Genomic DNA, 24,471 nt, shown 5'->3' on the forward strand with positions numbered 1-24,471 from the left:
GATTACCAGGTGCCGCCGCCGTTGCCGGCGATACCGAGGTCGGCCGCGGCCGTTCCGATCTGGGACAGCAGGAGACAGCCGGCGAACAGGGCGCCCGTCAGTCGCGGATGCTCTCTGAGAACCGCTTGCACCGTCTTGTCGTTCGATGACATGGCACTCGGAGAGATGTGATCGTCGGTAATATCAGTTTTGCAAAGAATTCTAGATGCGAGTAACTAGTTGTTACAGATCTCGACAGAGAATCTCTCGAGACGAATTCGGTCGTAAGTGAGGGTTACCGGACCAGGGGCGTCGGTAACGAACAGTTACGGACGACGAGCGACGGCGTTCTCGCGACGGCCGAATCCGTCCTGTGTCGTGCTAACAGACGTCTCCGCCGGGAAGCTTTTATCGGCTCGCGAGTTACTGCCTGCCATGAGCCGTGACCGGGCCCTCCTCGACCGGGCCCTGGAACGTGGCGAACAGGACGGCGGAAGCGTCGAGTTCAAGGAACGGCTGCTTCGGGACGTTCACCTCGAGGGCGGACGCCGGGAGAGTCTGGCCGCACAGCTCCGTCACCGACTGCTGTCGGGCGACGGGGAAGCGACCTACGTCGTCGGCGTCACCGACGACGGCGGGCTCGCCGGCATCGATCACGACGCCTTCTCCGAGTCGATGGACGTCCTCTCCCTGCTGGCCGAGGAGGCCGACGCTCACATCGACGACGTCCAGACCTGGGGCGTCGGGGACGAGAGCGGCTCCTCCAAGGGGCTGGTCGGGGTCGCGCAGGTCCGCGACGGCTCGATGCTCGAGACCGACGACGAACACCTCGTCGTCGGGACGGCGGGCCACGTCGACCACGGGAAGAGCACCCTCGTCGGGTCGCTCGTTACCGGCACCGCCGACGACGGCGACGGCGCGACGCGAGCGTACCTCGACGTCCAGCCCCACGAGGTCGAGCGCGGCCTCTCCGCCGACCTCTCCTACGCGGTCTACGGCTTCGACGACGACGGCCCCGTCCGGGTCCGGAACCCGGACCGCAAGGCCGACCGCGCCGAGGTCGTCGAGGAGGCCGATCGACTCGTCTCCTTCGTCGACACTGTCGGCCACGAGCCGTGGCTCCGGACGACGATCCGCGGGCTGGTCGGACAGAAGCTCGACTACGGGCTGCTCGTCGTCGCTGCCGACGACGGCCCGACCCGGACCACCCGCGAGCACCTCGGCGTGTTGCTGGCGACGGAGCTGCCGACGATCGTCGCGATCACGAAGGTCGACGCCGTCTCCGACGAGCGGGTCGAGGAGGTCGAACGCGAGGTCGAGCGGCTGCTCCGGGACGTCGAGAAGTCCCCGCTTCGGGTCGCCCGCCACGGCGTCGACGCCGCCCTCGAGGAGATCGGCGACCGCGTCGTTCCCATCGTGACCACCAGCGCGCTCACGATGGAGGGACTCGACACGCTGGACGAACTGTTCGATCGGCTCCCGAAGACCTCCCGGGACACCGGCGAGTTCCGGATGTACGTCGACCGCAGCTACTCGGTTACCGGCGTCGGGGCCGTCGCCTCGGGGACGATCATGGCCGGCGAGGTCGAGGCCGGCGACGAACTCCTGCTCGGGCCGATGCCCGACGGGCGGTTCCAGGAGGTCGAGGTCCGGTCGATCGAGATGCACTACCACCGGGTCGATAAGGCTCGAGCCGGCCGGATCGTCGGCATCGCGCTCAAGGGCGTCACCGAGAGCGCCATCGAGCGCGGGATGGCCCTGATCCCCCGCGACGCCGACCCCGAACCGGTCCGGGAGTTCGAGGCCGAGGTGATGGTGCTCAACCACCCCACCCGGATCGGGGACGGCTACGAGCCCGTCGTCCACCTCGAGACGATCGGCGAGGCCGCGGCCTTCTCCCCGGAGAACGGGCGGCTGCTGCCGGGCGATACGGGACGAACCACCGTCCGGTTCAAGTTCCGTCCGTACCTCGTCGAGGAGGGCCAGAAGTTCGTCTTCCGGGAGGGACGGAGCAAGGGGGTCGGTACCGTCACGGACGTCCGTCCAGCCGAGTGACTTCTCCCACGACTGAAGTCGTGGGCTTTCTCCTCGAACCTCTGTAATACCGCCGGCGTCAGCGCCAGGGCGGAGACCGCAGGTCGGCCAGCGACTCGAGGACGTAGTCCGGGCTCGGGTCCGGCTCCCTCGGAGCCGTTTCCGCGGGGAGCCACGCCGAATCGAGCCCCGCGGCCCGGGCGCCCGCGACGTCGGCAGAGAGGGAGTTCCCGACGTACACCGCCCGCTCGGGCGTCGAGCCGACCTCGTCGAGGGCGATCGCGAACGGCTCCGGATCGGGCTTGGGCGCGGCGTCCTCGCCCGCGTAGACGATCGCTTCGAACGCGTCCTCGAGTCCCGTCGACTCGAGCTTCTGGCGCTGCATCGCGGAGAGCCCGTTCGTGACCAGCCCGAGCGCGTACTCGTCGGCCAGCGCCTCCAGGGTCGCCGTCGCTTCCGGCAGCGGCTCGACGTTTCGCTGGTCGCGCTCCTCGCGGAACGCGCCCGCGACCGCGAGGCCGTCGGCGCGATCGTACCCCGACTCGACCGCCAGATCGCCGAAACACTGCTCGTGGAGGTCCACGGGTCTCGCGCTTCGCTCGAGGTACTCCCGGTAGCGATCGTAGTAGCTCTCCGGCTCGAAGACGGGGCCGACGCCGGCGCGCTCGAACGCGATCTCGAGGACGTCGGCCGCGCTGCGGCGGTACCGACAGAGCGTGTCGTCGAGATCGAAGAGCACGGTGTCGATCGGCGTCGCCATCTAGAGGCCGAACGACTCCGCGAGTAGCTCCTCGTCGGTCTCCCCGTAGCTCTCGGTCGGTCCCCCGAGGACGTCGACGGTGACCGCCGCGGGCGCGAACAGGTCCGCGGGAACCTCCTCGAACTGCCAGTCTAGATCGTCGAAGATCGCCGCGAAGGGACGGCCGTGGGCCTCGGCCGCCGTCGAGGGGATCGAGTCGAAGACGTCCGCGTCCTCCCGGACCGTCAGGTGGGCGCGGCCACCGTAGGCGATCGCGTCGTTCGTCCGGGCGATCGCATCGTCCTCGTCGGCCGCGACCGGCGCGACCGGGGCCCGGCCCGTCGCCGAGACAATGTCGTTGGGATCGTACCCCAGCTCCGTCAGCCGGTAGGTCGCGAGCTCGGCCGCCCGCGCCGCGGACGTGATGCTCCCCGCGAGACTCGCCGTCCGGTAGGCCAGCAGGAAGACGCTGCTGGGCTCGACCTCCGCGAGCTCGGCGACCTGCTCGGCGGCCGACGCCGTCGGCAGCTCGTCGCTCTCGACGGCGAGGGCGGTCAGGTCGAACGCGTCGGTGTAGCCGACCTGCCTGAACTCCTCCTCGCGCGCGACGAGCGCTCGCGCGGGCCCGCTGCCGAGCCCCTCGAAGTCCTCCGTCGCCAGCTCCCAGCCCGCCTTCTGGGAGCAAAGCAGCGACAGCGCCGGCTGGTCCGACGTCAGCTCGACGTACGGGATCGGCGTCCCGTCGATCTCGCCGAGCTGGTGACTCGGCGTAGCCATTCCCGCGGTCTGGATCTCGGTCAACAGCAGTCCGGCCTCGACGCCGCCGTCGAACTCGACGCCGAAGTCGAGGACGGTCGCCTCGTTCTCGAGGTCGAACCCGCCGACGTTGAGCTCCTCGGCGTAGTCGAGGGCTTCGTCGACCAGCTCAATCGCCATCCGGTTGAGACTCTCCATATCCCTTCTCTAGCGTCGGCCGTAAAACAGTTTGTCAGTCGGCGCCGCCTCGCCGTCGCCCCTTCTAGATCAGGCGTCGGCCTCGTAGCCCGCGTCCTCGATCGTGCTGCGGATTCCCTCGACGGTCGTCTCCTCGCCGTGTTCGATGCGCACCTCGTCGGCCTCGTGGTTCGCCGTCGCCGACGAGACGCCCTCGAGCGCCTCGAGCGCGTCGGTAACGGTTTCCTCGCAGCCGCTACAGGACATGCCGGTCACGTCGAGTGTCGTCCGTTCCATGCTCGCCCGTACCGACTCGAGGGTGTTCGGTCTTGCGCCTCGAGACGCCGGGCCGGCTCGAGTCGCGGGCGAGCACGCCGCCAGGTCGACCCGCTACTCGCGGTCGCTCGAGGGCGGTCGACCCAGCGCCTCCTCGACGGCCTCGACCTTCTCCGCGGCGGCCGTCTCGCGGTCCCGTTTGTCGTCGATCTTCAAGACGGTGCTCACGCGGTCGCCGTCGACGGCCTCGTGGGCCGCCTGGGCGGCCGCGAACAGCTCGTCGGTCGAGTCGGCCTCGATCACCGTCCCCATCGGGTTCGTCTCGTAGGCGACGTCGTACTCCTCGAGGGCGTCGACGGCCTTCGCGACCTCCTCGGCCATGCTTCCCTCGATCACCGGTGCGACGCTCAGTAGCGCGACGACTGTCATGAGCGACACTGTCGGGATCGTCGCACCTAAATCCGGACCCTGCACTCGACTCTCCGGGGTCGCGATCGATCGTCGGAACTCGACGGCAGAGGATGGTCGTGGTCGTCACCGGACGGGACGCGGACGGGGGGCGGCGTCGGGCGGGTAGATGACGATGTCGCCGTCGGCGTAGACGTACACCTCGTGCTCGAGGGCCGCGAAGGCGATGTGGCCGCCGGTTCGCTCGGTGCCGTCGGCCTTCGGCCGGAATATCCGATCGAGGGCGTCGGGGTCGATGCTGTCGTACAGGGAGAACTCGCCCTGCGAAACGTCCGTGTCGGCGATCTCCGCGAGCGCGTGGACGATCCTCGCGGTCAGCGTCGCGGTGTCGTCGTCCTCGTGGTGAAAGACGTATCTGTCGTTGGCCTGGTCGTACTGGAATTCGTCCGTCTCGTCTCGGGATGTAGACTGGGGTTGCATGGGACGTGTTCGATCGACTGTTCGCTGGTGGGTATCGCTCCGGGATATATAAGCTCCTCGCAGGCGGCACTACTGCTCGAGACGGACGGTCACCTCGGCCGACACCCGCGACGAGCCCGCGGTTCGGAGCCCGCGGCGTCGGATCGGGTCAGAACGACTCGTGGGGCCACTCCTCGCGCTCGCCAAGCGCCGGCGGGGTCCGGTCGCTGTACCCCTTGCGGCCGATCGCGGGGTCGCCGACGGTGTTGAAGATCGCGGCCCGGGCGTCCGCCGCGGAGTCGAGGCGCTCCTCGGGAACCAGCTCGAACAGCTCACGGAGTCGCTGTTCGCCGTTCGGGAGGTCCAACACCGCGTCGCCGTACTGCTCGACCAGCTCGTCGCTCGTCGTCGGATACTGGTGGTCCTCGAGGTCGCGAGCGAGCGGTCCGAACTCGACGCCCAGCTCTCTCGTTCGCTCGTCGTCTGGTCCGGTCATTCCGACTCTCAAGCCGTCACGGTCCGACTTAAAGCCCGTCGGTGGTTTCACGCCGGTTCCGAGCGCGAAGGCGGTTCATCTCGAGTTACTCGCTCCAATCCGGAGTTGGTAACTCGACGCCGGACACCGTCGCTCGAGGACGAATGGTTCTCGGCGATTCGGAACGAGACAACTCGAGGTCGGCCGTCGAGCCGAAGGTCGCCCGAGGGTGCACGGAGTACGGGTTGCGATTCGGCTCGAGACCGTCGAAGGGCGGTTCCGCCGACCAAAATGCGAACCGCGCGAACCGCTCGATTTCGCTCGCGGTTCTCTCCTTCAAGTCCGGACCCGATTGCTGCCGCTCGCGAGTTTGTTCGTGACAGCAATGCGCTGGCTGGGATTTGAACCACGTGAAGACGGTCGCCTCGCTTCGCTCGGCGCTGCGACTTCTCTCGTTCAAACCCAGACTCGATGCTGGGATTTGAACCACGGTCGTTCCGCTTCGCTCCACTCCCTGATTCAAATCCAGAGCAACTTCACGGCTCACGGACGACGAGCACACGCTACGCGGTGCTCGTCGACGTTGTTCGCCGTAGAAGTGCACTGGCTGGGATTTGAACCCAGGTTGTGACCATGGCAAGGTCACGTGATACCACTACACTACCAGTGCCCCGTTGCAGTCTTACGTCTCTCGAGTGAATTCATAAGGGTTACGAATCGGTCGGCTCGAGTGCGGGTCCGACGCAGCCGGGGCCGCGAGCCGTCGGCGGTCGCGATCAGCGATGTGAGACTCGAGACGAGGAGGGGGCGTTGATAGTCGCTCAGACAGTTCCTCTATCGGCAGTCCTCCGCACTGGCTACGTATCCGACGAGGTGGGGATGTAACTGTGTATTACGGTCTCAAATACTGTTATTGAACTACATGAACGCAATTCTATTATCTGCTGGAAAGATTAATATTCAATGACGATGTGTGTTACCTCGGACCATGAGGCGAAGACAAATACTGAAAAGCGTCGGTGGAGCGACAGCCATGGGACTCGCCGTATCCGGACGAGTCGCCGCACAGGATTGCCCGGACGACTTCATCGAACCGGGCGGGCCGTTCGTTCCGGAGACCGCGACCATCAACTACAACGCGTTCACGAGCAACGAGGATCTGTACGAGACGCTCGAGAGACTCGACTCCCGAAGCGGTCTCGAGTACGAGTCGATCGGCGAGACGTGGCAAGGCCGCGATATCCCCTACGTACGTGCCGGAGACGGTGATCCGGACGTCTTCTACGTCACCCAACAACACGGCGACGAGCAGCACGTGACCGAGGCCGCCTTGCGTCTTCTCCAGGGGCTGGCCTCCGGCGGGCGCCGGTCCGACGAGATCCTTGACGAACTAACACTCCACGTCGTCCCACGACTCAACCCCGACGGCTGGGCGCCAGCAGACGACGACGAGACGCCCACGCGAGCGAACGCGCGGCCGGAGGACATCTGTCACGACGGACCGTACTTCGGATCGGATCAGTGTGGGCCGGTTGACCCGAACCGACAGCACTACTTCGGTATCGACCCGGCTACCCTTGCCGACGTAGACGGCATTGATCCCGACGCGATTCCGGACGAGAATCCCTCACCGGAGACCCAGGCGCTGCTCGACAAGGCCGACGAGGTCGGCGCCGACATCATGACCGACTGGCACCACCAGTTCACGTACCGCAACGAGGACTGCGAGATGATCAATGCGTCGACGCTGTGGCCGCTCAACGAGGCAGCCCCTGATGAGGCAGTAGCCCTCTCCCGACAGATCAGCGCATACGCCTACCAGCAAACCGAGGGTTACGGTCACACGACCTGGGACAGATATTCCGGCGGCACCACTGCGAACATCGCACGGAACGCTCACGGCGTCCGAGGTCGGGGGAGCGTCCTCTTCGAGTTCCGCGGGCAGGCGTCCCAGCTCGGAAATGCCTCGAACGGACGGCTCGTCACCGTCATCAACAACGTCATGACCGAGGTTCTGGAGGGGCTCGCATCCGGAGACCTCTACGATGTCGACCCGGCCGATGCCGATTCCATTCCACCCCGTGGCGATTACTTCTGGAAGGAACTCCCACGAAGCGAGTGGGGGCCAGAACACGAGGCGTATCGAGAGTAACGAGGGATCGACCGTCGGATACCCTCCTGACGCGGCCCATCATACCGTATTTCCGCCGTGTAGATCGGCTTCGTCATCATTCTGCTAACGGCGCCTTCTCGTTCCCCGAGCGGGGTTTCCGAGTTCGAATGCTCGAGTTGCTACACAGTGCTCGCGGCGTTGTAGTCGGAGAAATGCGCTGGCTGGGATTTGAACTACACGAAGACGGTCGCCTCGCTTCGCTCGGCGCTGCGACTTCTCTCGTTCAAATCCAGGGCGACTGCACGGCTCACGGGTGACGAGCACACGCTACGCGGTGCTCGTCAACGTTGTTCGCCGTAGAAGTGCGCTGGCTGGGATTTGAACCCAGGTTGTGACCATGGCAAGGTCACGTGATACCACTACACTACCAGCGCCCTGTTGCAGTTCCACCTATCTCTGGTAGCTGTATAAGGATTGCGAATCGGGGGCCGTGTGAGCCGTTTCGCCGTACCACGTCCCGGCGCCTTCGGTCCATTTCGCCCCCCTCTCGAGGGACGTCTCGCAGGGGAACACGTTAGCGGTCGCGACAGTGTGTCTCGAGTACCCGTATGCGTCGAATTCTCACCCGTGAGCCGTTCACAGCCGGAATCGAATCCGCTACCCTTTTAAGACCTTGTCCGCAAAACATCGCTACAGTCTAGTGGCGCGGCGCCGAAGCGTGGACATGACCGTCAGCGTGCTCGTGCCGTCGTCGCTCACCCGCGAAGCCGAGGACAAACGCGAGGCAACTCGCAAGCTCGGATACGTCGCCCGCGCGGCGACCGTGTTCCGGGCGGATCGGCTTGTCGTCTTCCCCGATCGGGAGGGCGAACGCGGGCGATTCGACGGCGAGTTCGTCGCCACCGTCTTGCGGTACGCGACGACGCCCCCCTACCTCCGAAACGAGGCCTGGGGGATGCGCGACGAACTCGAGTACGTGGGCATCCTGCCCCCGCTCCGCGCCGTGTCACAGACCGGCTCCGAATCGGACGATTCGGGGTCGTCAAGACAAGGAATCGTGACCGAGGTCGGACCTGATCAACGCGTGCGGGTCAATTGCGGCTTGCAACACCCGATCTCCCTCAACGTGCCTCCCTCGATGGAGGTCGAGGAGGGGGAGCGCGTAACCGTCAGGGTCTCTTCGCGACGACCGGTCCGGGCGAAACTCGTCGACGGGCCCCTTCCGGGGCTCTCGATCGAGCGGACGGACCTCGAGGCAGCGCTCGGCCGTGAGGACGCCGGCGTCCGCATTGCGGCCTCCCGATTCGGTGCCGAACTCACCGTCGGGCGGCTGGGGACGCTGGCCGGACGCCGCGAGCGCGACGGGATGACCGTCGCCTTCGGGGCACCCGAGAGAGGGCTGCCGGCAATCCTCGGAATGGACGAGGAGGCCGTCGACGCGCTGTCCCGCCGGGACGGCGTCGACGGTGACGGAGTCGAACCCACCGATCCGGGGTTCGACCTCTGGCTGAATACGGTTCCGGACCAGGGAAGCGACGTGGTGCGAACGGAAGAGGCTCTGTTTGCCACGCTCGCTCCCCTCTCTCTCAGAGAGTGATAGAATGCCACAACCAAATTCACCACGCAAAGGCTCACTCGGGTTCGGCCCACGACAGCGCGCCTCCTCGGAGGTTCCGCGCTTTAACTCGTGGCCGGACGACGACGGACAGCCAACGCTCCAGGGTTTCGCGGGCTACAAGGCCGGCATGACCCACGTCGTGATGGTCGACGACGAAGCGAACTCGCCGACCGAGGGGATGGAGGAGACCGTCCCCGTCACGATCGTGGAGACGCCGCCGATGCGCGCGGTCGCCCTGCGTGCGTACGAAGACACGCCGTATGGAAAGAAACCGCTCACCGAGGTCTGGACCGACGAGTTCGTTCCCGAACTTGATCGCGTTCTGGACCTTCCCGGCGACGACTACGACGCCGACGCGGCCGAAGACGAACTTCGAGGCTACCTCGAGGACGGCCGCATCGCCGACGTTCGCGTCATCACGCACACGGTCCCTTCGGAGATCCCTTCGATCCCGAAGAAGAAACCGGACGTGATGGAGACGCGCGTCGGCGGCGGCTCCGTCGAGGAGCGTCTCGACTTCGCCCTCGAGGTGCTCGCCGACGGCGGCGAACACGTCCTCAACGACGTGTTCCGCGCCGGCGAGTACGTCGACGCCAGCGGCGTCACGAAAGGGAAAGGGACCCAGGGCCCCGTCAAGCGCTGGGGCGTCCAGAAACGCAAGGGCAAACACGCCCGACAGGGCTGGCGGCGCCGCATCGGTAACCTCGGCCCCTGGAACCCCTCCCGCGTCCGCTCGACGGTCCCCCAGCAGGGCCAGACCGGCTACCACCAGCGGACGGAACTGAACAAGCGCCTCGTCGACATCGGCGACGGCGCAGACGCGACGGTCGACGGCGGCTTCGTCAACTACGGCGAAGTCGACGGACCGCACGCGCTGATCAAGGGCTCGCTCCCCGGGCCGGACAAGCGCCTGCTGCGCTTCCGCCCGGCGATCCGACCCGGAGACCAGCCGCGCCTCGATCCCGAGGTCCGGTTCGTCTCCACCGCATCCAACCAGGGATAACACATGGACGCAACAGTACGCAACCTGGACGGCTCGGACGCGGACTCGATCGAGCTCCCGGCGGTCTTCGAGACCCAGTACCGCCCGGACCTGATCGCCCGCGCCGTCCGCGCCGCCCAGGCCAACCGAAAACAGGACTACGGCGCCGACGAGTTCGCCGGCCTTCGAACACCGGCCGAATCGTTCGGTAGCGGCCGCGGGATGGCCCACGTCCCCCGACAGAACGGACGCGGTCGACGCGTTCCCCAGACGGTTTCGGGACGCAAGGCCCACCCGCCGAAAGCCGAGAAGGACTGGACCGAATCGATCAACACGAAAGAGAAGAAGCTGGCCGTCCGCAGCGCCATCGCCGCGACGACCGACGCCGAACTCGTCGCCAAGCGCGGCCACGAGTTCGACGACGACATCGAGACGCCGGTCGTCGTCAGCGACGAGTTCGAGGACCTCGAGAAGACCAAGGAGGTCGTCTCCTTCCTCGAGGATGCCGGCCTCGCGACTGACGTCGAACGCGCCGACGAGGGTCGAAGCGTGCGCTCGGGTCGCGGGACGACCCGCGGACGGAAGTACAAACAGCCCAAATCGATCCTCTTCGTCACCTCCAGCGAGACCGGTCCGTCGCGTGCGGCCCGGAACCTCGCCGGCGCGGACGTGACGACGGCTGCAGAGGTCAACGCCGAGGATCTCGCGCCGGGCGCCCAGCCCGGTCGACTGACCGTCTGGACCGAGAGCGCGCTCGAGGAGGTGGCCGACCGATGAGCCGCCAGATCGAGCACCCGCTCATCACCGAGAAGGCGATGAACGACATGGACTTCGAGAACAAGCTCCAGTTTGTCGTCAATCCCGACGCCACCAAACCCGAGATCCGGGACGAGGTCGAGGAGCGTTTCGAGGTCACGGTCGACGACGTCAACACGCAAGTGACCATGAAAGGAAAGAAGAAAGCATCCGTCAAGCTGTCCGAGGACGACGACGCCCAGGAAGTCGCCTCGCGTATCGGGGTGTTCTAACCGATGGGACGACGCATTCTCGGACAACGGCGCGGCCGCGGGACCTCCACGTTCCGCGCCCCGTCGCACCGATACAAGGCGAAGCTCGACCACAAGAAAGAGGAGGACGACGACGTCGTCCGCGGGACCGTCGTCGACATCGAACACGACCCCGCCCGCTCGGCGCCGGTCGCCGCCATCGAGTTCGAGGACGGCGATCAGCGCCTCGTGCTCGCGCCGGAAGGGGTCGCCGTCGGCGAGGAGATCCAGGTCGGCGTCAGTGCCGAGATCAAGCCGGGCAACACGCTCCCGCTCGCGGAGATTCCCGAGGGCGTTCCGGTCTGTAACATCGAGGCCAACCCCGGAGACGGCGGTCGGTTCGCTCGCGCCTCGGGCGTCAGCGCGGACCTGATCACCCACGACCGATCGGCCGCGGTCGTCCAGCTGCCAAGCGGCGAGGTCAAGCGGCTCGATCCGCAGTGTCGCGCCACCGTCGGCGTCGTCGCCGGCGGCGGCCGCACGGAGAAGCCGATGGTCAAGGCCGGAAACAAGTATCACAAGATGAAAGCTCGGGGCACCAAGTGGCCCCGCGTCCGCGGTGTGGCGATGAACGCGATCGACCACCCCTTCGGTGGCGGCGGTCGCCAGCACCCGGGCAAGCCGAAGTCCGTCTCGCGGGACGCCCCGCCGGGACGGAAGGTCGGTGACATCTCCTCGCGCCGTACCGGCCGAGGTGGAAACAAATGAGTCAGGAGTACAGAACCGGTCGCGAAGGTGAGTTCACCTACCGCGGCCACACGCTCGACGAGCTGCAGGAGATGGAGCTCGAGGACGTCGCGGAACTGCTGCCCGCTCGCAAGCGGCGAAGTATCGAACGCGGTCTTTCCGTCGAGCAGGAGAAGCTGCTCGAGGAGGCCCGCGAGAAAGGCGAGGAAGAGACCGCCAACGCGCCGATCCGAACACACCTGCGGGACATGCCGGTGCTTCCGGAGTTCGTCGGACTGACCTTCTCCGTGTACAACGGACAGTCCTTCGAGCGCGTTCGCGTCGAACCCGAGATGATCGGCCACTATCTCGGCGAGTTCCAGCTGACCCGCACGTCCGTCGAGCACGGACAGGCCGGGATCGGCGCGACTCGATCCTCGAAGTTCGTCCCACTGAAGTGATCATCGCATGGGAATCAACTACTCAGTCGACGCGGATCCGGACACGACCGCGAAGGCGATGCTCCGGGAGCGTCACATGAGCCACAAGCACAGCAAGGAGGTCGCCCGCGAGATCAAGGGCCGCACGGTCGCGGACGCGCAGGCGTACCTTCAGGACGTCATCGACGAGGAGCAGTCGGTCCCGTTCAAGTCCCACAACACCGGCGCCGGACACCGCTCCGACGTCGAGGGCTGGGACGCCGGCAAGTACCCCGAGAAGGTCTCGGGGGAGTTCCTCGATCTGCTCGAGAACGTCGAGTCCAACGCCGACCACCAGGGCTTCGACGGCGCCTCGATGGAGATCGTCCACATCGCCGCTCACAAGGTCGGCGAGTCCGTCGGCCGCAAGCCCCGCGCAATGGGGCGGGCGACCGCCTGGAACACGCCGGAAGTGGACGTCGAGATCGTGGTCGAGGAAGTCGACGAGAACGAGGCGGGTGAGAACTAATGGCTGACGAACACCAGTTCATCGAAAACGGCCTGCAGCGGTCCCAGATCGACGAGTTCTTCGAAGAGGAGCTCGGCCGCGCGGGCTACGGCGGTATGGACGTCGCCAAGACGCCGATGGGTACCCAGATCGTTCTCAAGGCCGAGAAGCCGGGAATGGTCATCGGCAAGGGCGGCGAGAACATCCGGAAGGTCACGACGGCCCTCGAGGAGAAGTTCAACCTCGAGGACCCCCAGATCGACGTCCAGGAGGTCGACGAACCCGACCTCAACGCACGGATCGTCGCCGACCGTCTAGCAAACGCCCTCGAACGGGGCTGGTACTTCCGAAAGGCCGGTCACACGACGATCGATCGGATCATGGATTCGGGCGCGCTCGGCGCCGAGATCGTCCTCTCCGGGAAGGTCACCGGCGCCCGCTCGCGCGTCGAGAAGTTCAACCGCGGCTACATCAAGCACAACGGCGAGCCCGCCGAGGAGGTCGTCGACCACGGCCAGGGCGTCGCCGTCATGAAACTCGGGACGATCGGCGTCGACGTGAAGATCATTCCGCCGGGCGCCGAGCTGCCCGACGACTTCCAGATCGACGACGACGCGGATCCCGAGGAGCTCGTCCCCGACGCCGTCGAGGCCAACGAGGCCGAGGGCGTCGAAGAGCTGCTCGAGGGCGAACCCGAGGAGGCCGAGGCCGCCGAGAGCGGCGCCGAAGCCCCCACGGACGAGGCCGTCGAGCCCGAGCCCGAAGAAGAGGATATCGAGGAGGTCATCGAGCAGGAGGTCGAGGCCGCCGAGGACGAGGACGAGGACGTCCCCGACGAGGCGCCGGCCGAGGAGGAGCTCGACGACCTCGAGGAGGACGTCGAGGCCGAGGCCGAAGAGCTGATGGCCGAGATGGACAGCGAGGAGCAAGGCGCCTCGGAAGACGCGAGCGGCGACGAGCCGCGAGCAGACGAGGACGCGGACGAAGACGAGGGAGGTGACGCCTGATGGCGATCCTCCACGTCGAAGAGATCCGCGACATGACCGCCGCCGAGCGCCAGTCCGAACTCGAGGAGCTCGAGACCGAGCTGCTCAACCAGAAGTCGGTGCTCGCGGCCGGTGGCGCCCCGGAGAACCCGGGTCGCATCGGCGAACTGAGTCGCACCATCGCCCGGATCAAGACGATCCAGCGCGAGGAAGGCGACCTCGACGAGACGGCGGACGCAGACGAGACCGAGGAATAACACACTAACATGGCACTGACACCCGAAACGCTGCCCCGACACGAACTCAACGGCCTGCCCGTCCGCGTCGTCGAGAGCGACGACGCCTCGCGGGTCGGTCTCGAGGGACGGGTCGTCGTCGAGACGACCAACACGCTCTCGGTAGAAGTTTGCGTTCCGCCAGAGGCGGAACGGGACCGAGGCGGCAACGCCGCCGAGTGCGGCGAGGGCGCGTCTCGGGTCGTGATGGTGCCGAAGTCGGGCTCGACGTTCGAGTTCGCGATCACAGATGACGCCGCCGACGCCGCGAAGGCGTCGGGGACCGCGTCCAAACTGGCCGATGCTAAACCCGAACCGAAGGAGGTTTCCTCCGCCGGTTCGGACTGCGCCGGCGAGGGCGTGGCCTACGTTACGGTCGATGGCTCGCGACTGCTCTCACAACCCGCCCGACGCACGGAAACGAATGGTGACTCACCATGGCAATAGGATTAGACGTTGAAACCCCTCCGGAGCCGGAAAACCCGGAGGAATACGACTACGAGAAGTGTCCGTTCTACGGCGAGCTCTCCGTTCGAGGGCAGATCCTCGAGGGGACCGTCATCTCGACGGACATGGACAAGACCGTGGTCGTCGAACGAGAGTACGACGTGGCGGTTCCGAAGTACGACCGCCAGATGAAGCGTCGCTCGCGCATCCCGGCCCACGTACCGGGCGTGCTCGAGCCGCTCTCGGTCGGTGACACGGTCAAGATCGCAGAGACCCGACCACTGTCGAAGACGAAATCGCACGTGGTCGTCGAAGTAACCGAGGAGGCAACCGCGGAGGACATCGCCGAGCTGACCCGTCAGGCCGAGCCTGACCGTGAGCTCTCGACCGGCGACGTCACCGAAGGTGCCGAAGAGGAAGCCGTCGAGGGTGATCAGTGATGGAGGCAATGAAAGCCGACGTCACCCAGGGACTCAAGAAGGGATCCCTGGTAACCTGCGCCGACAACACCGGCGCCCGCGAGCTGAAGGTCATCAGCGTCTCGGGCTACCAGGGCACCAAGAACCGCCAGCCGAAGGCGGGTCTCGGTGACAAGGTGACCGTCTCGGTCACCAAGGGTACTCCGGAGATGCGCCGCCAGGTCCTCGAGGCCGTCATCGTCCGCCAGCGGAAGTCGATCCGCCGACCGGACGGCACGCGTCTGAAGTTCGAGGACAACGCGGCGGTCATCATCGACGAGAACGAAGAGCCCCGCGGGACGGAGATCAAGGGCCCGATCGCGCGCGAGGTCGCCGAACGCTTCGGCGCGATCGCCTCGACCGCAACGATGATCGTCTGAGTATGAGCAAACAACCACACAAACAGCGAACCCAGACGGAGCGTGCGCCGCTGCACAAGCGACAGAAGCAGCTCCACGCGGCGCTCTCGGATGACCTCCGCGAGGAGTACGATACGCGACGGACCCGCGTCAACGCGGGCGACACCGTCGAGATCATGCGCGGCGACCACGCCGGCGAAACGGGCGAAGTCGTTCGCGCGATCCTCGAGGACGGCACGATCCACGTCGCGGACGTGACAGTCGAGACGGCCGACGGGGAGGAGGTTCCCCGGGCACTCGAGCCCTCGAACGTTCGGATCACGGAGCTGGATCTCGAGGACGAGCGTCGCGAGGCACGCCTCGAAGGCGACGCTGACGACACGGAAGGTGATAGCGAATGACGAAACATCAGAAGCGACTGTCCGTTCCCAAGTCCTGGCCGGTCGAGCGCAAGACCGACGTCTTCACGGTCAAGGCCGACGCCGGCCCGCACGGTGAGGACGGCGTTCCGCTCGTCGTCCTGCTTCGGGACGTGCTCGGTTACGTCGACTCGAAGAAGGAAGCGCGGTACGCCCTCTCGGAGGACTCGATCCTCGTCAACGGGGAGCCGATCAACGACGAGCAGCGCCCGATCGGCATGTTCGACATCGTCGCGTTCCCCGGTCGCGAGGAGTACTACCGGGTCTTCCCCGACGAGGGAGGCCGGCTCGCCCTGACCGAGATCGACGCCGAGGCCGCCGACAGCCGCCTGGGCAAGATCGAGAACAAACAGCAGGTGTCGGGCGGCGACACCCAGCTGACGCTGCACGACGGCACGAACGTCGTCGTCGACGAGGAGTACAGCACGAACGATTCGATCGTCGTCGACAACGACGACAAGTCGATCGTCGCGCACTTCCCCTACGAGGAGGGTGCACTCGTCACGGCCGTCCGCGGTAACCACGGCGGCAAGATCGGCGAGGTAAGCGAGATCGACGTCACTCCCGGCAGCGGCTCGAACATCGTCACCGTCGAAACTGACGACGACGAGCCGTTCGAGACCGTCGAGGAGTACGTCGTCGTGATCGACGAGAACTTCACGGGCGAGGACTCGTCCTCGGAGAACGCGAACGGCGACGCCGTGAGCGAAGGTGATGACGATGAGTAGCGAGGCAGAATCCGACGGCGAGTTCCACGAGATGCGCGAGCCCCGCGTCGAGAAGGTCGTCGTCCACATGGGCGTCGGTCGCGGTGGCCGCGAGCTCGGGAAAGCCGAGGATATCATCGAGGAGGTCACGGGCCAACAGAGCGTCCGCACGCAGGCCAAGCGGACCGAGCCCGACTTCGGCATCCGCCAGGGCGACCCGATCGGCACGAAGGTCACCCTTCGGGGCGAGGACGCGGCCGAGTTCCTCGAGACCGCGCTCCCGCTCGCGTCGCTGGCCGAGACCCAGTTCGACGACACGGGCAACTTCAGCTTCGGGATCGAGGAACACACCGAGTTCCCGAGCCAGGAGTACGATCCGAACGTCGGTATCTACGGGATGGACGTCACCGTCAACCTGGTGCGTCCGGGCTACCGCATCGCCAAGCGCGACAAGGTGACCCGATCGATCCCGGCGAAGCACCGACTCACCCCCGAGGACGCGATCCGCTTCCTCGAGGCGAATTTCGAGGTCAACGTAGAGGAGTCCACGGATGAGTGAAAGCGACGTAGAAAACGACCAGACGGGCGAGCACGCGGCAAAGCGTACCGGCCAGATCGAGGAGTGCCAGCGCTGTGGCCGCAAACAGGGACTGGTCGGCAAGTACGACATCAACCTCTGCCGGCAGTGTTTCCGAGAGATCGCCCGCGACATGGGATTCAGGAAGTACCGATAACATGACCGGAAACGACCCACTCAGCAACGCGCTCTCGGGGATCGACAACGCCGAGAGCGTCGGGAAACTGAGCCACGAGGTAACGCCCGCTTCGAACGAGATCGGCAGCGTGCTCGAGGTCTTCTACGACCGCGGGTACATCGACGGCTTCGAGTTCGTCGACGACGGTAAGGCCGGTCAGTTCGACGTCGAACTGAAAGGAGCGATCAACGAGTGTGGCCCCGTCAAGCCCCGCTACGCGGTCGGCGCCGACGACTTCGAGAAGTGGGAGAAGCGATACCTCCCGGCTCGAGACTTCGGCGCGCTCGTCGTCACGACGAGCAGTGGCATCATGAGCCACTACGAAGCGCGCGAGCAGGGGATCGGCGGCCAGGTGATCGCATACGTCTACTAATCATGCGAGTCGAACTGGAAATCCCCGAAAACGTATCTGTCGAGGTCGATCATCTCGACGTGACCGTCGACGGACCTGAGGGCGCCGTTACTCGGCGTCTCTGGTACCCCGACGTGACCGTCGAAGCCGAAGACGATCAGATGGTCATCGAAAGCACGGCCGAGGACGCGAAGACGAACGCGACCGTCGGCACCTTCGAGAGCCACCTGAAGAACGCCTTCCACGGCGTGACCGAGGGCTGGGAGTACAAGATGGAAGTCTTCTACTCCCACTTCCCGATGCAGGTCCGCGTGGAGGGCGACGATGTCGTCATCGAGAACTTCCTCGGCGAAAAGGCACCGCGACGCACGACCATCCACGGTGAGACCGACGTCTCCGTCGACGACGAACGGCTCGTCCTCTCCGGTCCGAACAAGGAGGACGTCGGCCAGACGGCGGCGGACATCGAGCAGCTGACCCGAGTCAGCGGCAAGGACACCCGCGTCTTCCAGGACGGGGTCTACATCACCGAGAAACCCGCGAAAGGAGGTGCCTGATAGATGGCTGACGACGAACAAGAGACCGAGGACGCCCCTACCGAGGCGGACGCTCCACAGGACCTCGAGGACATCAGCGGCGTCGGCGCCAGCAAGGCCGACGCACTGCGCGACGCCGGCTTCGAGACGATCGACGACGTCAAGCAGGCCGACCAGGACGACCTGGCGGAGGCTGACGGCGTCGGAAACGCACTCGCAGCCCGTATTAAGGCCGACGTCGGCGACCTCGAAGTAACCGAGGAGACCGAAGCCGAGATCGAAGACGAAGGCGTCGAGGAAGAGGAGGAACCGGACGAGGACGTCGAGACCGAACTGCAGCCCCGCGGGCTGACCGAGAAGACGCCCGAGCTCTCCGAGGAGGAGCAGCGCCTGCTCACCCGACGCAAGCAGGCGGGCAAGCCGCAGTTCAACCGACAGGACTACCACAAGAAAAAGCGCACGCCCGAGTCCTGGCGTCGCCCCCGCGGTCAGCTCTCGAAGCAGCGCCAGGGGATCAAGGGCAAGGGCCCCAAGGTCCAGGCCGGCTACCGAACGCCCGAGGCCGTTCGCGGGAAACACCCCAGCGGCTTCGAGGAGGTCTACGTCGAGAACACGGACGACCTCGAGGGCGTCGACGGCGACCGCGAGGCGGTTCGGATCGCCTCCTCGGTCGGCGCGCGCAAGCGCGAGCGCATCGAGGAGCAGGCCGAGGACAGCGGCGTTCGCGTCCTGAACCCGACCTACGAGGAAGTCGAGGTGGAATCCGATGACTGATCTCTCCGCACAGAAGCGACTGGCCGCCGACGTCCTCGACGTCGGCAAGAACCGTGTCTGGATCGACCCGGACGCCCAGGGCGAGATCGCCGAAGCGATCACCCGCGACGAGATCCGCGATCTCGTCGACGAAGGCAGCATTCGAGCCAAGGACGCCTGCGGCAACTCCCGCGGTCGCGCCCGCGAGCGCAACGCGAAACGCGCCTACGGCCACCGCAAGGGCCAGGGCAAGCGCAAGGGCAAGAAGGGCGCCCGCCAGAGCCAGAAGGAGGAGTGGCAGGACAAGATCCGTGCACAGCGACGGAAGCTGCGCGAACTCCGCGACAAGGGCGAGATTACGCCCACGCAGTACCGCGAGCTCTACAAGAAGGCTGGCGGTGGCGAGTTCCGTAGCGTCCGGTACCTGTTGAACTACATCGACGACAACTACGGTGACCAATAATGGCGACAGGACCACGATACAACGTTCCGATGCGGCGTCGCCGTGAGGTCCGGACGGACTACCATCAGAGGTTGCGCCTGCTGAAATCGGACAAGCCGCGCCTCGTTGCTCGCAAGAGCAACAAGCACACTACGGCGCAGCTGATCGTCCCCGGACCCCAGGGCGACGAGACGCTCGCGAGCGCACACTCGAGCGATCTCGAGGAGTACGGCTGGGAAGCACCCACGAGTAACATCTCCGCGGCCTACCTGACCGGCCTGCTGGCCGGCAAGCGAGCCGTCGACGCCGGCCTCGAGGAAGCGGTCCTCGACATCGGCCTCAACAAGGCGACGCCGGGCAACAAGGTGTTCGCCGTTCAGGAGGGGGCGATCGACGCCGGCCTCGAGATCCCGCACAACGATAGCGTACTCGCGGACTGGTCGCGCACGCGCGGCGAGCACATCGCCGAGTACGCCGAGCAGCTCGACGAGCCGCTGTACGGCGGCGAGTTCGACGCGACAGAGCTACCAGAACACTTCGACGAGGTACGAGAGGCGATTCTCGAATGAGTGGAAACAACTACAACGACGGTGGCTGGGAACCCGTCACCCGTCTCGGCCGAATGGTCCAGGAGGGCGAAATCGACACGATGGAGGACGCCCTCAACTCGGGACTCCCGCTGAAGGAGCCCGAGATCGTCGACCAGCTCCTCCCCGGGCTGGACGACGAGGTGCTGGACATCAACATGGTCCAGCGGATGACCGACTCCGGACGACGCGTGAAGTTCCGCTGCGTCGTCGCCGTCGGTGACCGCAACGGCTATGTCGGCTACGCCGAGGGTCGAGACGACCAGGTCGGGTCGGCCATCCAGAAGGCGATCGGTATCGCGAAGCTAAACATGATCAAGGTCCCACGAGGCTCCGGTTCGTGGGAGGATCGGTCGGACCGACCGCACTCGCTGACCCGACAGACGACCGGCAAGGCCGGTTCCGTCGAGGTCGAGCTCGTTCCCGCCCCCGAGGGGCTGGGACTGGCCGCAAGCGACACGGTTCGTGCCGTCCTCGAGCTGGCCGGTATCGAGAACGCCTGGACGAAGAGCCACGGCAACACGCGAACGACCGTCAACCTCGCGAAGGCGACGTTTAACGCCCTCGAGAACGCCTCCCAATCGCGTCACCCGAGCTCTCGTGGCCAGGAGGAAGCGGAGGTGGCTGACCGATGAGAGCTGTCGTGCAGGTTCGCGGCGAGGTCAACCGCAACACCGACATCCAGGACACCCTGGAGATGCTCAACATCCACGGCGTCAACCACTGCGCGCTCGTCCCCGAGACCGACGCCTACGACGGAATGGTCGCGAAGGTCAACGACTACGTCGCGATCGGTGAACCCGAACAGGAGGTCCTCGAGACCGTCCTCGCAAAGCGAGCGGAGCCCCTCGAGGGACGACAGGCCGACGTCGACGAGGAGTGGCTCGCCGAGAACACCGAGTACGACGACTTCGGTGCGCTCGCCGAGGCACTGCTCGCCGAGGAGACGACGCTGCGCGAGCAGGGACTCTCCCCGACGCTACGTCTCCACCCCCCGCGAGGCGGTCACGAGGGAATCAAGAAGCCGACCGCGGAGGGCGGCCAACTCGGAAAACATACAACCGAGGAGATTAATCAACTGTTAGAATCGATGCGATAAATCATGACGAGTAAAAAACGACGCCAGCGCGGATCGCGGACGCACAGCGGCGGCTCCCACAAGAACCGCCGAGGAGCCGGCCACCGCGGCGGACGCGGACGCGCCGGCCGCAGCAAACACGAGTTCCACAACTACGAACCGAAGGGCAAACACGGCTTCAACCGACCGGACGAGCTTCAGGCCGACGTCGCCGAGATCGACGTCCAGAAGCTCGACGAGGACGCCGTCCTCTACGCTGCCGAGGGCGAGGCCGAGGAGACCGACGAGGGATACCGGCTCGACGCTCGCGATATCGTCGAGGACGGCCACGAGGTCGATGTCGTGAAGGTGCTTGGCTCCGGGCAGGTCCGGAACGCCCTCGAGGTCACGGCCGACGCCTTCTCGGCGGCCGCCGTGGAGAAACTCGAGGACGCCGGCGGTGAGGCGGCGCTCTCCGAACGAGGCAAAGCGATCGCCGAGGACGAGGCCGAGGCGGAAGCCGACGACGAGTCAGAACAGGACGAGGACTAACGCATGGGATGGAAGGAAGCCGCTGAACCAGTTCTGACACGGATGCCGGCAGTTCGACGCCCGGAGGGACATGTTCCCTTCAAGCGGAAGCTGGCGTGGACCGCTGGGATCCTCGTGTTGTACTTTTTCCTGACGAACATCGCCCTGCTTGGGATGCAGGCCGATGGTGCGACCGACCTCTTCGGAGAGTTCCGTGCGATCCTTGCCGGCGAACACGGTTCGTTGCTCCAGGTTGGTATCGGTCCGATCGTCACGGCGAGCATCGTGATGCAGCTGCTGGGAGGAGCGAACCTCCTGGGTCTCGACACCGACGACCCCCGGGATCAGGTCCTCTACCAGGGGCTCCAGAAGCTTCTGGTCGTCATGATGACCGCGCTGACCGCGCTCCCGATGGTGTTCGCAGGCGGCTTCCTCCCCGTCCAGCAGTCGCTGTCCCTCGGCGGACTCGCGTTCGACAGCACGCAGATCCAGGCGCTGATGTTCGTCCAGATCTTCATTGGTGGGATCCTCATCCTGTACATGGACGAGGTCGTCAGCAAGTGGGGCGTCGGCAGCGGGATCGGCCTGTTCATCATCGCCGGCGTCAGTCAGCGACTGGTAACCGGGTTCATACAGCCCGCCGACGGCGGGTTCTTCTACGACTGGTACCAGATCATCTTCGGCGATGTCGATCTCGCCGGAGACACGCTGAGCACGTTGTTACTCGGCGAGGGGCAGATCCTCGCCCTGCTAACGACGATTCTGATCTTCGCGATTGTCGTCTACGCCGAATCGGTTCGCGTCGAGATCCCGCTCAGCCACGCCCGCGTGAAAGGCGCCCGCGGTCGCTTCCCCGTGAAGCTCATCTACGCGAGCGTCCTGCCGATGATCCTCGTGCGGGCGCTGCAGGCGAACATCCAGTTCCTGGGCCAGATCCTGAACCGGACCGTCGGAATTCCCGCGGTGCTGGGGGAGTACAACGCGCAGGGAGAGCCCGTCAGCGGGTTCTTCTACTACGTCGCACCGATCTACTCGCCGCAGGACTGGATGTGGTGGACCGGTGAAGTCGCCCAGGAAACGTGGATGGTGCTGATCCGTATCTCCATCGACGTGACGTTCATGGTCGTCGGCGGGGCGATCTTCGCGATCTTCTGGGTCGAGACGACCGACATGGGGCCGGAGGCGACGGCCCGACAGATCCAGAACTCCGGGATGCAGATCCCGGGCTTCCGGCAGAACGTCGGCGTCATCGAGAAGGTCATGGAGCGGTACATCCCGCAGGTGACCATCATCGGTGGCGCCCTGGTCGGCCTGCTCGCCGTCTGGGCGAACATGCTCGGCACCATCGGTGCTGTCTCCGGAACGGGACTGCTGCTCGCCGTCTCCATCACGTACAAGCTGTACGAGGAGATTGCCGAGGAGCAGATGATGGAGATGCACCCGATGATGCGCCAGATGTTCGGAAACGAGTAAGAACACTTCGCCGAGCGACTCCAGTACCGCGTTTTCTTTTCGGTGTGTCAATAGGGAAATCGCGTAGGAGTCCGCCGAAAGCGTTTTCTTGTGCTCCCTAATTACACTGATGCAGCGCGAAAGCCTGCAGCTTTCGTCGCGGGACGAAACGCCACGCCCCTGTCCGCGACTGCTCGTCTCGAGATCGAGGGACGGCTATGCACCCGAGCGAGGAACTGAAGCCACTACTTCGATCAGCGGTCGTTACCTCATCAACGCAGTCGCGTCAGCGTTCGATATCGCCCTTTGGGACATTGCCGGCAAGTGCTACGACGAACCCGTCTGGAAACTGCCGGCGGCAACGTCCGTGACGAGGCCCCAGTGTACGCAAACGGTTGGCACATCGGGGATCGGACCCTGAAAATTACGCTCACCACGCGAAGATGGCCGTCGAGAGCAGGGATACCTCGCGCTGAATGCGATCCAGTCGCTCGCTACGAGTACTCGCTGACCGACGGCAAGATCGACGAGGTCGCAGAACTACTCGAGGCTGTCCGAGAGACCGTCGGCTGAGATGGCGGAATCTCCCTCGATCGTCACGGTCGCTTCTCCCGCCGGGGCGATCGCAGTCACCGACAGACTCGGTCTCGGAGTCGAGTTCGATACGGAAGCAGCGTGAAAATACCCCGGCGAACCGGAGGATAGTCACAGCCTCTTCGATAAAGACGGGGCGCTCGAACGGCCCTCGATGTTCGGCTACAGCTTTCTTCAGGCTACCGTAGTTACTCCCCCTCGGGTGCTGTGATCGTCCATAGAGTCGACTCCGAGAACGTATGACCACTCGAGAACCGTTCTTGCATCGCGTTATCCGCGAGTTCCGATTCGAGTCGTGTCCGGACGATCGGACCCGTCTCCACACGGTCGAATCGAACGTTCGGCGCGTGCGATCTCGAGGCGACAGCTACCGCGGGGTACGCGTTCGGTTCACCGGCGAGGTCGCTGAGGCTGTAAGACTTCCGAGCGAGACGGAGAGAAGACGCGGTGCGCTTACTGAATGGAGTACCCGGCCGCGATGGTCAGCAGGAAGACCATGAATACGGCGAGACCCATCATGTACGAGATGGAGCGCGGCTCCTCGATGAGGTGCTGGAAGTACCCCGCGATGAGACTGATCTTGATTACCGCGAGGATCAACGTTCCCACGATCGCGACCGTCTGACTGAACTGCGGGATTTCGAAAAGGACGAACTTCCCTGTACCAAGCGCCAGAAGCGCAATATAGACCATGGTATAGGTACGAATGCCTGCCATTGCTACCGAATGAGCGTGGTGGTCACTTATATCTTCCTTATCTCCCGGGCGGCGTTGGGACGGGCGGACGGGACGGGTCGTCTCTCGCTGTTCTGCGCCGGCTGCGGTCGGAAGAGACGTCCGTCAGCGGTTCGTGTTCGGCGCCGAATTCTGGTAACGGATGCGTCCGCGGCAGCGACGAGCTGCCAGACAGCATCGCTGTACACTCGAGAACGACGGCGGGACGGGTCGGACGTCGGAGCATACGGCACTCTCCGAGCCAGCACGGGGTCGAACCGTTCGTCTCGTACGGTCGCTCGGAACGTGTCGTGCTCGGTGGCTCGACGACGAGTTCGACCCGCGTTCGTCGGATACGGCTTCGCTTTGCTGGCGTATGCGCTCTTTCAAAC

Annotated in this window: 35 protein-coding genes and 2 tRNA genes; 27 read left to right on the plus strand and 10 right to left on the minus strand. The window is 65.3% G+C overall.

Features of this window, described 5'->3' with window-relative positions; genetic code table 11:
* Positions 1–2: 2 nt before the first annotated feature.
* Entirely contained in the window at positions 3–152 is a 150-nt protein-coding gene (locus GWG54_RS06870) for a hypothetical protein (RefSeq protein WP_167937080.1), read from the minus strand.
* Between the two features lie 262 nt (positions 153–414).
* Here GWG54_RS06870 and GWG54_RS06875 point away from each other — a divergent pair, with 262 nt between their 5' ends.
* A complete protein-coding gene (locus GWG54_RS06875) occupies positions 415–2,034 on the plus strand; it encodes a GTPBP1 family GTP-binding protein (protein WP_167937081.1) in 1,620 nt (539 codons plus the stop codon).
* Positions 2,035–2,092: 58 nt separating this feature from the next.
* Here GWG54_RS06875 and GWG54_RS06880 read toward each other — a convergent pair whose 3' ends face one another.
* The 7 genes from GWG54_RS06880 to GWG54_RS06910 all read right to left on the minus strand — a co-directional run bounded on the left by GWG54_RS06880 (position 2,093) and on the right by GWG54_RS06910 (position 5,973).
* A complete protein-coding gene (locus tag GWG54_RS06880; protein WP_167937082.1) occupies positions 2,093–2,773 on the minus strand; it encodes an HAD family hydrolase in 681 nt (226 codons plus the stop codon).
* The gene (gene mch, locus GWG54_RS06885; protein ID WP_167937083.1) at positions 2,774–3,706 is read right to left on the minus strand and encodes a methenyltetrahydromethanopterin cyclohydrolase; all 933 of its coding nucleotides are present in this window, start codon (positions 3,704–3,706) and stop codon (positions 2,774–2,776) included.
* A gap of 69 nt (positions 3,707–3,775) precedes the next feature.
* A complete protein-coding gene (locus GWG54_RS06890) occupies positions 3,776–3,982 on the minus strand; it encodes a heavy-metal-associated domain-containing protein (protein ID WP_167937084.1) in 207 nt (68 codons plus the stop codon).
* Positions 3,983–4,075: 93 nt separating this feature from the next.
* Positions 4,076–4,390: an MTH1187 family thiamine-binding protein gene (locus GWG54_RS06895; protein ID WP_167937149.1), complete on the minus strand. Its 315-nt coding sequence runs from the start codon at positions 4,388–4,390 to the stop codon at positions 4,076–4,078.
* A gap of 105 nt (positions 4,391–4,495) precedes the next feature.
* Positions 4,496–4,849, minus strand: coding sequence for a HalOD1 output domain-containing protein (locus GWG54_RS06900; protein WP_167937085.1), 354 nt, complete (start codon positions 4,847–4,849; stop codon positions 4,496–4,498).
* A gap of 148 nt (positions 4,850–4,997) precedes the next feature.
* Positions 4,998–5,324, minus strand: coding sequence for a hypothetical protein (locus GWG54_RS06905; protein WP_167937086.1), 327 nt, complete (start codon positions 5,322–5,324; stop codon positions 4,998–5,000).
* 578 nt (positions 5,325–5,902) lie between these two features.
* Positions 5,903–5,973: transfer RNA gene (locus GWG54_RS06910), tRNA-Gly, on the minus strand.
* Between the two features lie 303 nt (positions 5,974–6,276).
* Between GWG54_RS06910 and GWG54_RS06915 the strand changes: the two genes are divergently transcribed.
* Positions 6,277–7,455 (plus strand): M14 family zinc carboxypeptidase, encoded by a 1,179-nt coding sequence (locus GWG54_RS06915; protein ID WP_312854259.1) that lies wholly within the window; start codon positions 6,277–6,279, stop codon positions 7,453–7,455.
* A 324-nt stretch (positions 7,456–7,779) separates the two neighbouring features.
* Here GWG54_RS06915 and GWG54_RS06920 read toward each other — a convergent pair.
* Positions 7,780–7,850: transfer RNA gene (locus GWG54_RS06920), tRNA-Gly, on the minus strand.
* Positions 7,851–8,140: 290 nt separating this feature from the next.
* Between GWG54_RS06920 and GWG54_RS06925 the strand changes: the two genes are divergently transcribed.
* From GWG54_RS06925 to secY, 25 genes are read left to right on the plus strand one after another with little or no spacing between them, the layout of a single operon-like run.
* A complete protein-coding gene (locus tag GWG54_RS06925) occupies positions 8,141–9,013 on the plus strand; it encodes a putative RNA uridine N3 methyltransferase (protein ID WP_167937087.1) in 873 nt (290 codons plus the stop codon).
* 4 nt (positions 9,014–9,017) lie between these two features.
* A complete protein-coding gene (locus GWG54_RS06930) occupies positions 9,018–10,037 on the plus strand; it encodes a 50S ribosomal protein L3 (RefSeq protein WP_167937088.1) in 1,020 nt (339 codons plus the stop codon).
* A 3-nt stretch (positions 10,038–10,040) separates the two neighbouring features.
* On the plus strand, positions 10,041–10,793 hold the full coding sequence (gene rpl4p, locus GWG54_RS06935; RefSeq protein ID WP_167937089.1) for a 50S ribosomal protein L4: 753 nt from the start codon (positions 10,041–10,043) through the stop codon (positions 10,791–10,793).
* On the plus strand, positions 10,790–11,044 hold the full coding sequence (locus GWG54_RS06940; protein WP_167937090.1) for a 50S ribosomal protein L23: 255 nt from the start codon (positions 10,790–10,792) through the stop codon (positions 11,042–11,044). Before rpl4p ends, GWG54_RS06940 begins: the two co-directional genes overlap by 4 nt.
* A 3-nt stretch (positions 11,045–11,047) precedes the next feature.
* A complete protein-coding gene (locus tag GWG54_RS06945; protein WP_167937091.1) occupies positions 11,048–11,770 on the plus strand; it encodes a 50S ribosomal protein L2 in 723 nt (240 codons plus the stop codon).
* A complete protein-coding gene (locus GWG54_RS06950; RefSeq protein ID WP_008419971.1) occupies positions 11,767–12,189 on the plus strand; it encodes a 30S ribosomal protein S19 in 423 nt (140 codons plus the stop codon). The genes GWG54_RS06945 and GWG54_RS06950 overlap by 4 nt, the downstream gene beginning before the upstream one ends.
* A gap of 7 nt (positions 12,190–12,196) precedes the next feature.
* On the plus strand, positions 12,197–12,676 hold the full coding sequence (locus GWG54_RS06955; RefSeq protein WP_008419973.1) for a 50S ribosomal protein L22: 480 nt from the start codon (positions 12,197–12,199) through the stop codon (positions 12,674–12,676).
* On the plus strand, positions 12,676–13,662 hold the full coding sequence (locus GWG54_RS06960) for a 30S ribosomal protein S3 (RefSeq protein WP_167937092.1): 987 nt from the start codon (positions 12,676–12,678) through the stop codon (positions 13,660–13,662). Before GWG54_RS06955 ends, GWG54_RS06960 begins: the two co-directional genes overlap by 1 nt.
* Positions 13,662–13,898 carry a 50S ribosomal protein L29 gene (gene rpmC / locus GWG54_RS06965; protein ID WP_008419975.1) on the plus strand — a complete coding sequence of 79 codons (237 nt, stop codon included), beginning with the start codon at positions 13,662–13,664 and terminating at the stop codon, positions 13,896–13,898. The genes GWG54_RS06960 and rpmC overlap by 1 nt, the downstream gene beginning before the upstream one ends.
* A 9-nt stretch (positions 13,899–13,907) precedes the next feature.
* Entirely contained in the window at positions 13,908–14,363 is a 456-nt protein-coding gene (locus GWG54_RS06970) for a ribonuclease P protein component 1 (protein WP_167937093.1), read from the plus strand.
* Positions 14,354–14,803 carry a 30S ribosomal protein S17 gene (locus GWG54_RS06975; RefSeq protein WP_167937094.1) on the plus strand — a complete coding sequence of 150 codons (450 nt, stop codon included), beginning with the start codon at positions 14,354–14,356 and terminating at the stop codon, positions 14,801–14,803. Before GWG54_RS06970 ends, GWG54_RS06975 begins: the two co-directional genes overlap by 10 nt.
* Positions 14,803–15,201 (plus strand): 50S ribosomal protein L14, encoded by a 399-nt coding sequence (locus tag GWG54_RS06980; RefSeq protein ID WP_008419978.1) that lies wholly within the window; start codon positions 14,803–14,805, stop codon positions 15,199–15,201. The genes GWG54_RS06975 and GWG54_RS06980 overlap by 1 nt, the downstream gene beginning before the upstream one ends.
* A gap of 2 nt (positions 15,202–15,203) precedes the next feature.
* The gene (gene rplX / locus GWG54_RS06985; RefSeq protein WP_167937095.1) at positions 15,204–15,581 is read left to right on the plus strand and encodes a 50S ribosomal protein L24; all 378 of its coding nucleotides are present in this window, start codon (positions 15,204–15,206) and stop codon (positions 15,579–15,581) included.
* Complete coding sequence (locus GWG54_RS06990; protein ID WP_167937096.1) at positions 15,578–16,327, plus strand: 30S ribosomal protein S4e; 750 nt, start codon at positions 15,578–15,580, stop codon at positions 16,325–16,327. Before rplX ends, GWG54_RS06990 begins: the two co-directional genes overlap by 4 nt.
* The gene (locus GWG54_RS06995; RefSeq protein ID WP_167937097.1) at positions 16,320–16,865 is read left to right on the plus strand and encodes a 50S ribosomal protein L5; all 546 of its coding nucleotides are present in this window, start codon (positions 16,320–16,322) and stop codon (positions 16,863–16,865) included. Before GWG54_RS06990 ends, GWG54_RS06995 begins: the two co-directional genes overlap by 8 nt.
* Positions 16,858–17,040, plus strand: coding sequence for a 30S ribosomal protein S14 (locus GWG54_RS07000; protein ID WP_005559248.1), 183 nt, complete (start codon positions 16,858–16,860; stop codon positions 17,038–17,040). Before GWG54_RS06995 ends, GWG54_RS07000 begins: the two co-directional genes overlap by 8 nt.
* A gap of 1 nt (position 17,041) precedes the next feature.
* On the plus strand, positions 17,042–17,434 hold the full coding sequence (locus GWG54_RS07005) for a 30S ribosomal protein S8 (protein ID WP_008419983.1): 393 nt from the start codon (positions 17,042–17,044) through the stop codon (positions 17,432–17,434).
* Positions 17,435–17,436: 2 nt separating this feature from the next.
* Entirely contained in the window at positions 17,437–17,970 is a 534-nt protein-coding gene (locus GWG54_RS07010; protein ID WP_167937098.1) for a 50S ribosomal protein L6, read from the plus strand.
* Positions 17,971–17,973: 3 nt separating this feature from the next.
* Positions 17,974–18,723 (plus strand): 50S ribosomal protein L32e, encoded by a 750-nt coding sequence (locus tag GWG54_RS07015; RefSeq protein ID WP_167937099.1) that lies wholly within the window; start codon positions 17,974–17,976, stop codon positions 18,721–18,723.
* Complete coding sequence (locus tag GWG54_RS07020) at positions 18,716–19,165, plus strand: 50S ribosomal protein L19e (RefSeq protein ID WP_167937100.1); 450 nt, start codon at positions 18,716–18,718, stop codon at positions 19,163–19,165. Before GWG54_RS07015 ends, GWG54_RS07020 begins: the two co-directional genes overlap by 8 nt.
* Complete coding sequence (locus GWG54_RS07025) at positions 19,165–19,713, plus strand: 50S ribosomal protein L18 (RefSeq protein ID WP_005559238.1); 549 nt, start codon at positions 19,165–19,167, stop codon at positions 19,711–19,713. Before GWG54_RS07020 ends, GWG54_RS07025 begins: the two co-directional genes overlap by 1 nt.
* Positions 19,710–20,366 carry a 30S ribosomal protein S5 gene (locus GWG54_RS07030; RefSeq protein WP_008420003.1) on the plus strand — a complete coding sequence of 219 codons (657 nt, stop codon included), beginning with the start codon at positions 19,710–19,712 and terminating at the stop codon, positions 20,364–20,366. The genes GWG54_RS07025 and GWG54_RS07030 overlap by 4 nt, the downstream gene beginning before the upstream one ends.
* A complete protein-coding gene (gene rpmD, locus GWG54_RS07035; RefSeq protein ID WP_167937101.1) occupies positions 20,363–20,830 on the plus strand; it encodes a 50S ribosomal protein L30 in 468 nt (155 codons plus the stop codon). The genes GWG54_RS07030 and rpmD overlap by 4 nt, the downstream gene beginning before the upstream one ends.
* A 3-nt stretch (positions 20,831–20,833) precedes the next feature.
* Positions 20,834–21,340 carry an uL15m family ribosomal protein gene (locus tag GWG54_RS07040; protein ID WP_008420007.1) on the plus strand — a complete coding sequence of 169 codons (507 nt, stop codon included), beginning with the start codon at positions 20,834–20,836 and terminating at the stop codon, positions 21,338–21,340.
* Positions 21,341–21,343: 3 nt separating this feature from the next.
* Positions 21,344–22,792 (plus strand): preprotein translocase subunit SecY, encoded by a 1,449-nt coding sequence (gene secY / locus GWG54_RS07045; protein WP_167937102.1) that lies wholly within the window; start codon positions 21,344–21,346, stop codon positions 22,790–22,792.
* Between the two features lie 1,026 nt (positions 22,793–23,818).
* Here secY and GWG54_RS07055 read toward each other — a convergent pair.
* Complete coding sequence (locus GWG54_RS07055) at positions 23,819–24,082, minus strand: cytochrome C oxidase subunit IV family protein (RefSeq protein WP_008420010.1); 264 nt, start codon at positions 24,080–24,082, stop codon at positions 23,819–23,821.
* Between the last annotated feature and the right edge of the window lie 389 nt (positions 24,083–24,471).

The sequence above is a fragment of the Natronococcus sp. JC468 genome, assembly GCF_012163165.1.
GTDB classification, from domain to species: domain Archaea; phylum Halobacteriota; class Halobacteria; order Halobacteriales; family Natrialbaceae; genus Natronococcus; species Natronococcus jeotgali.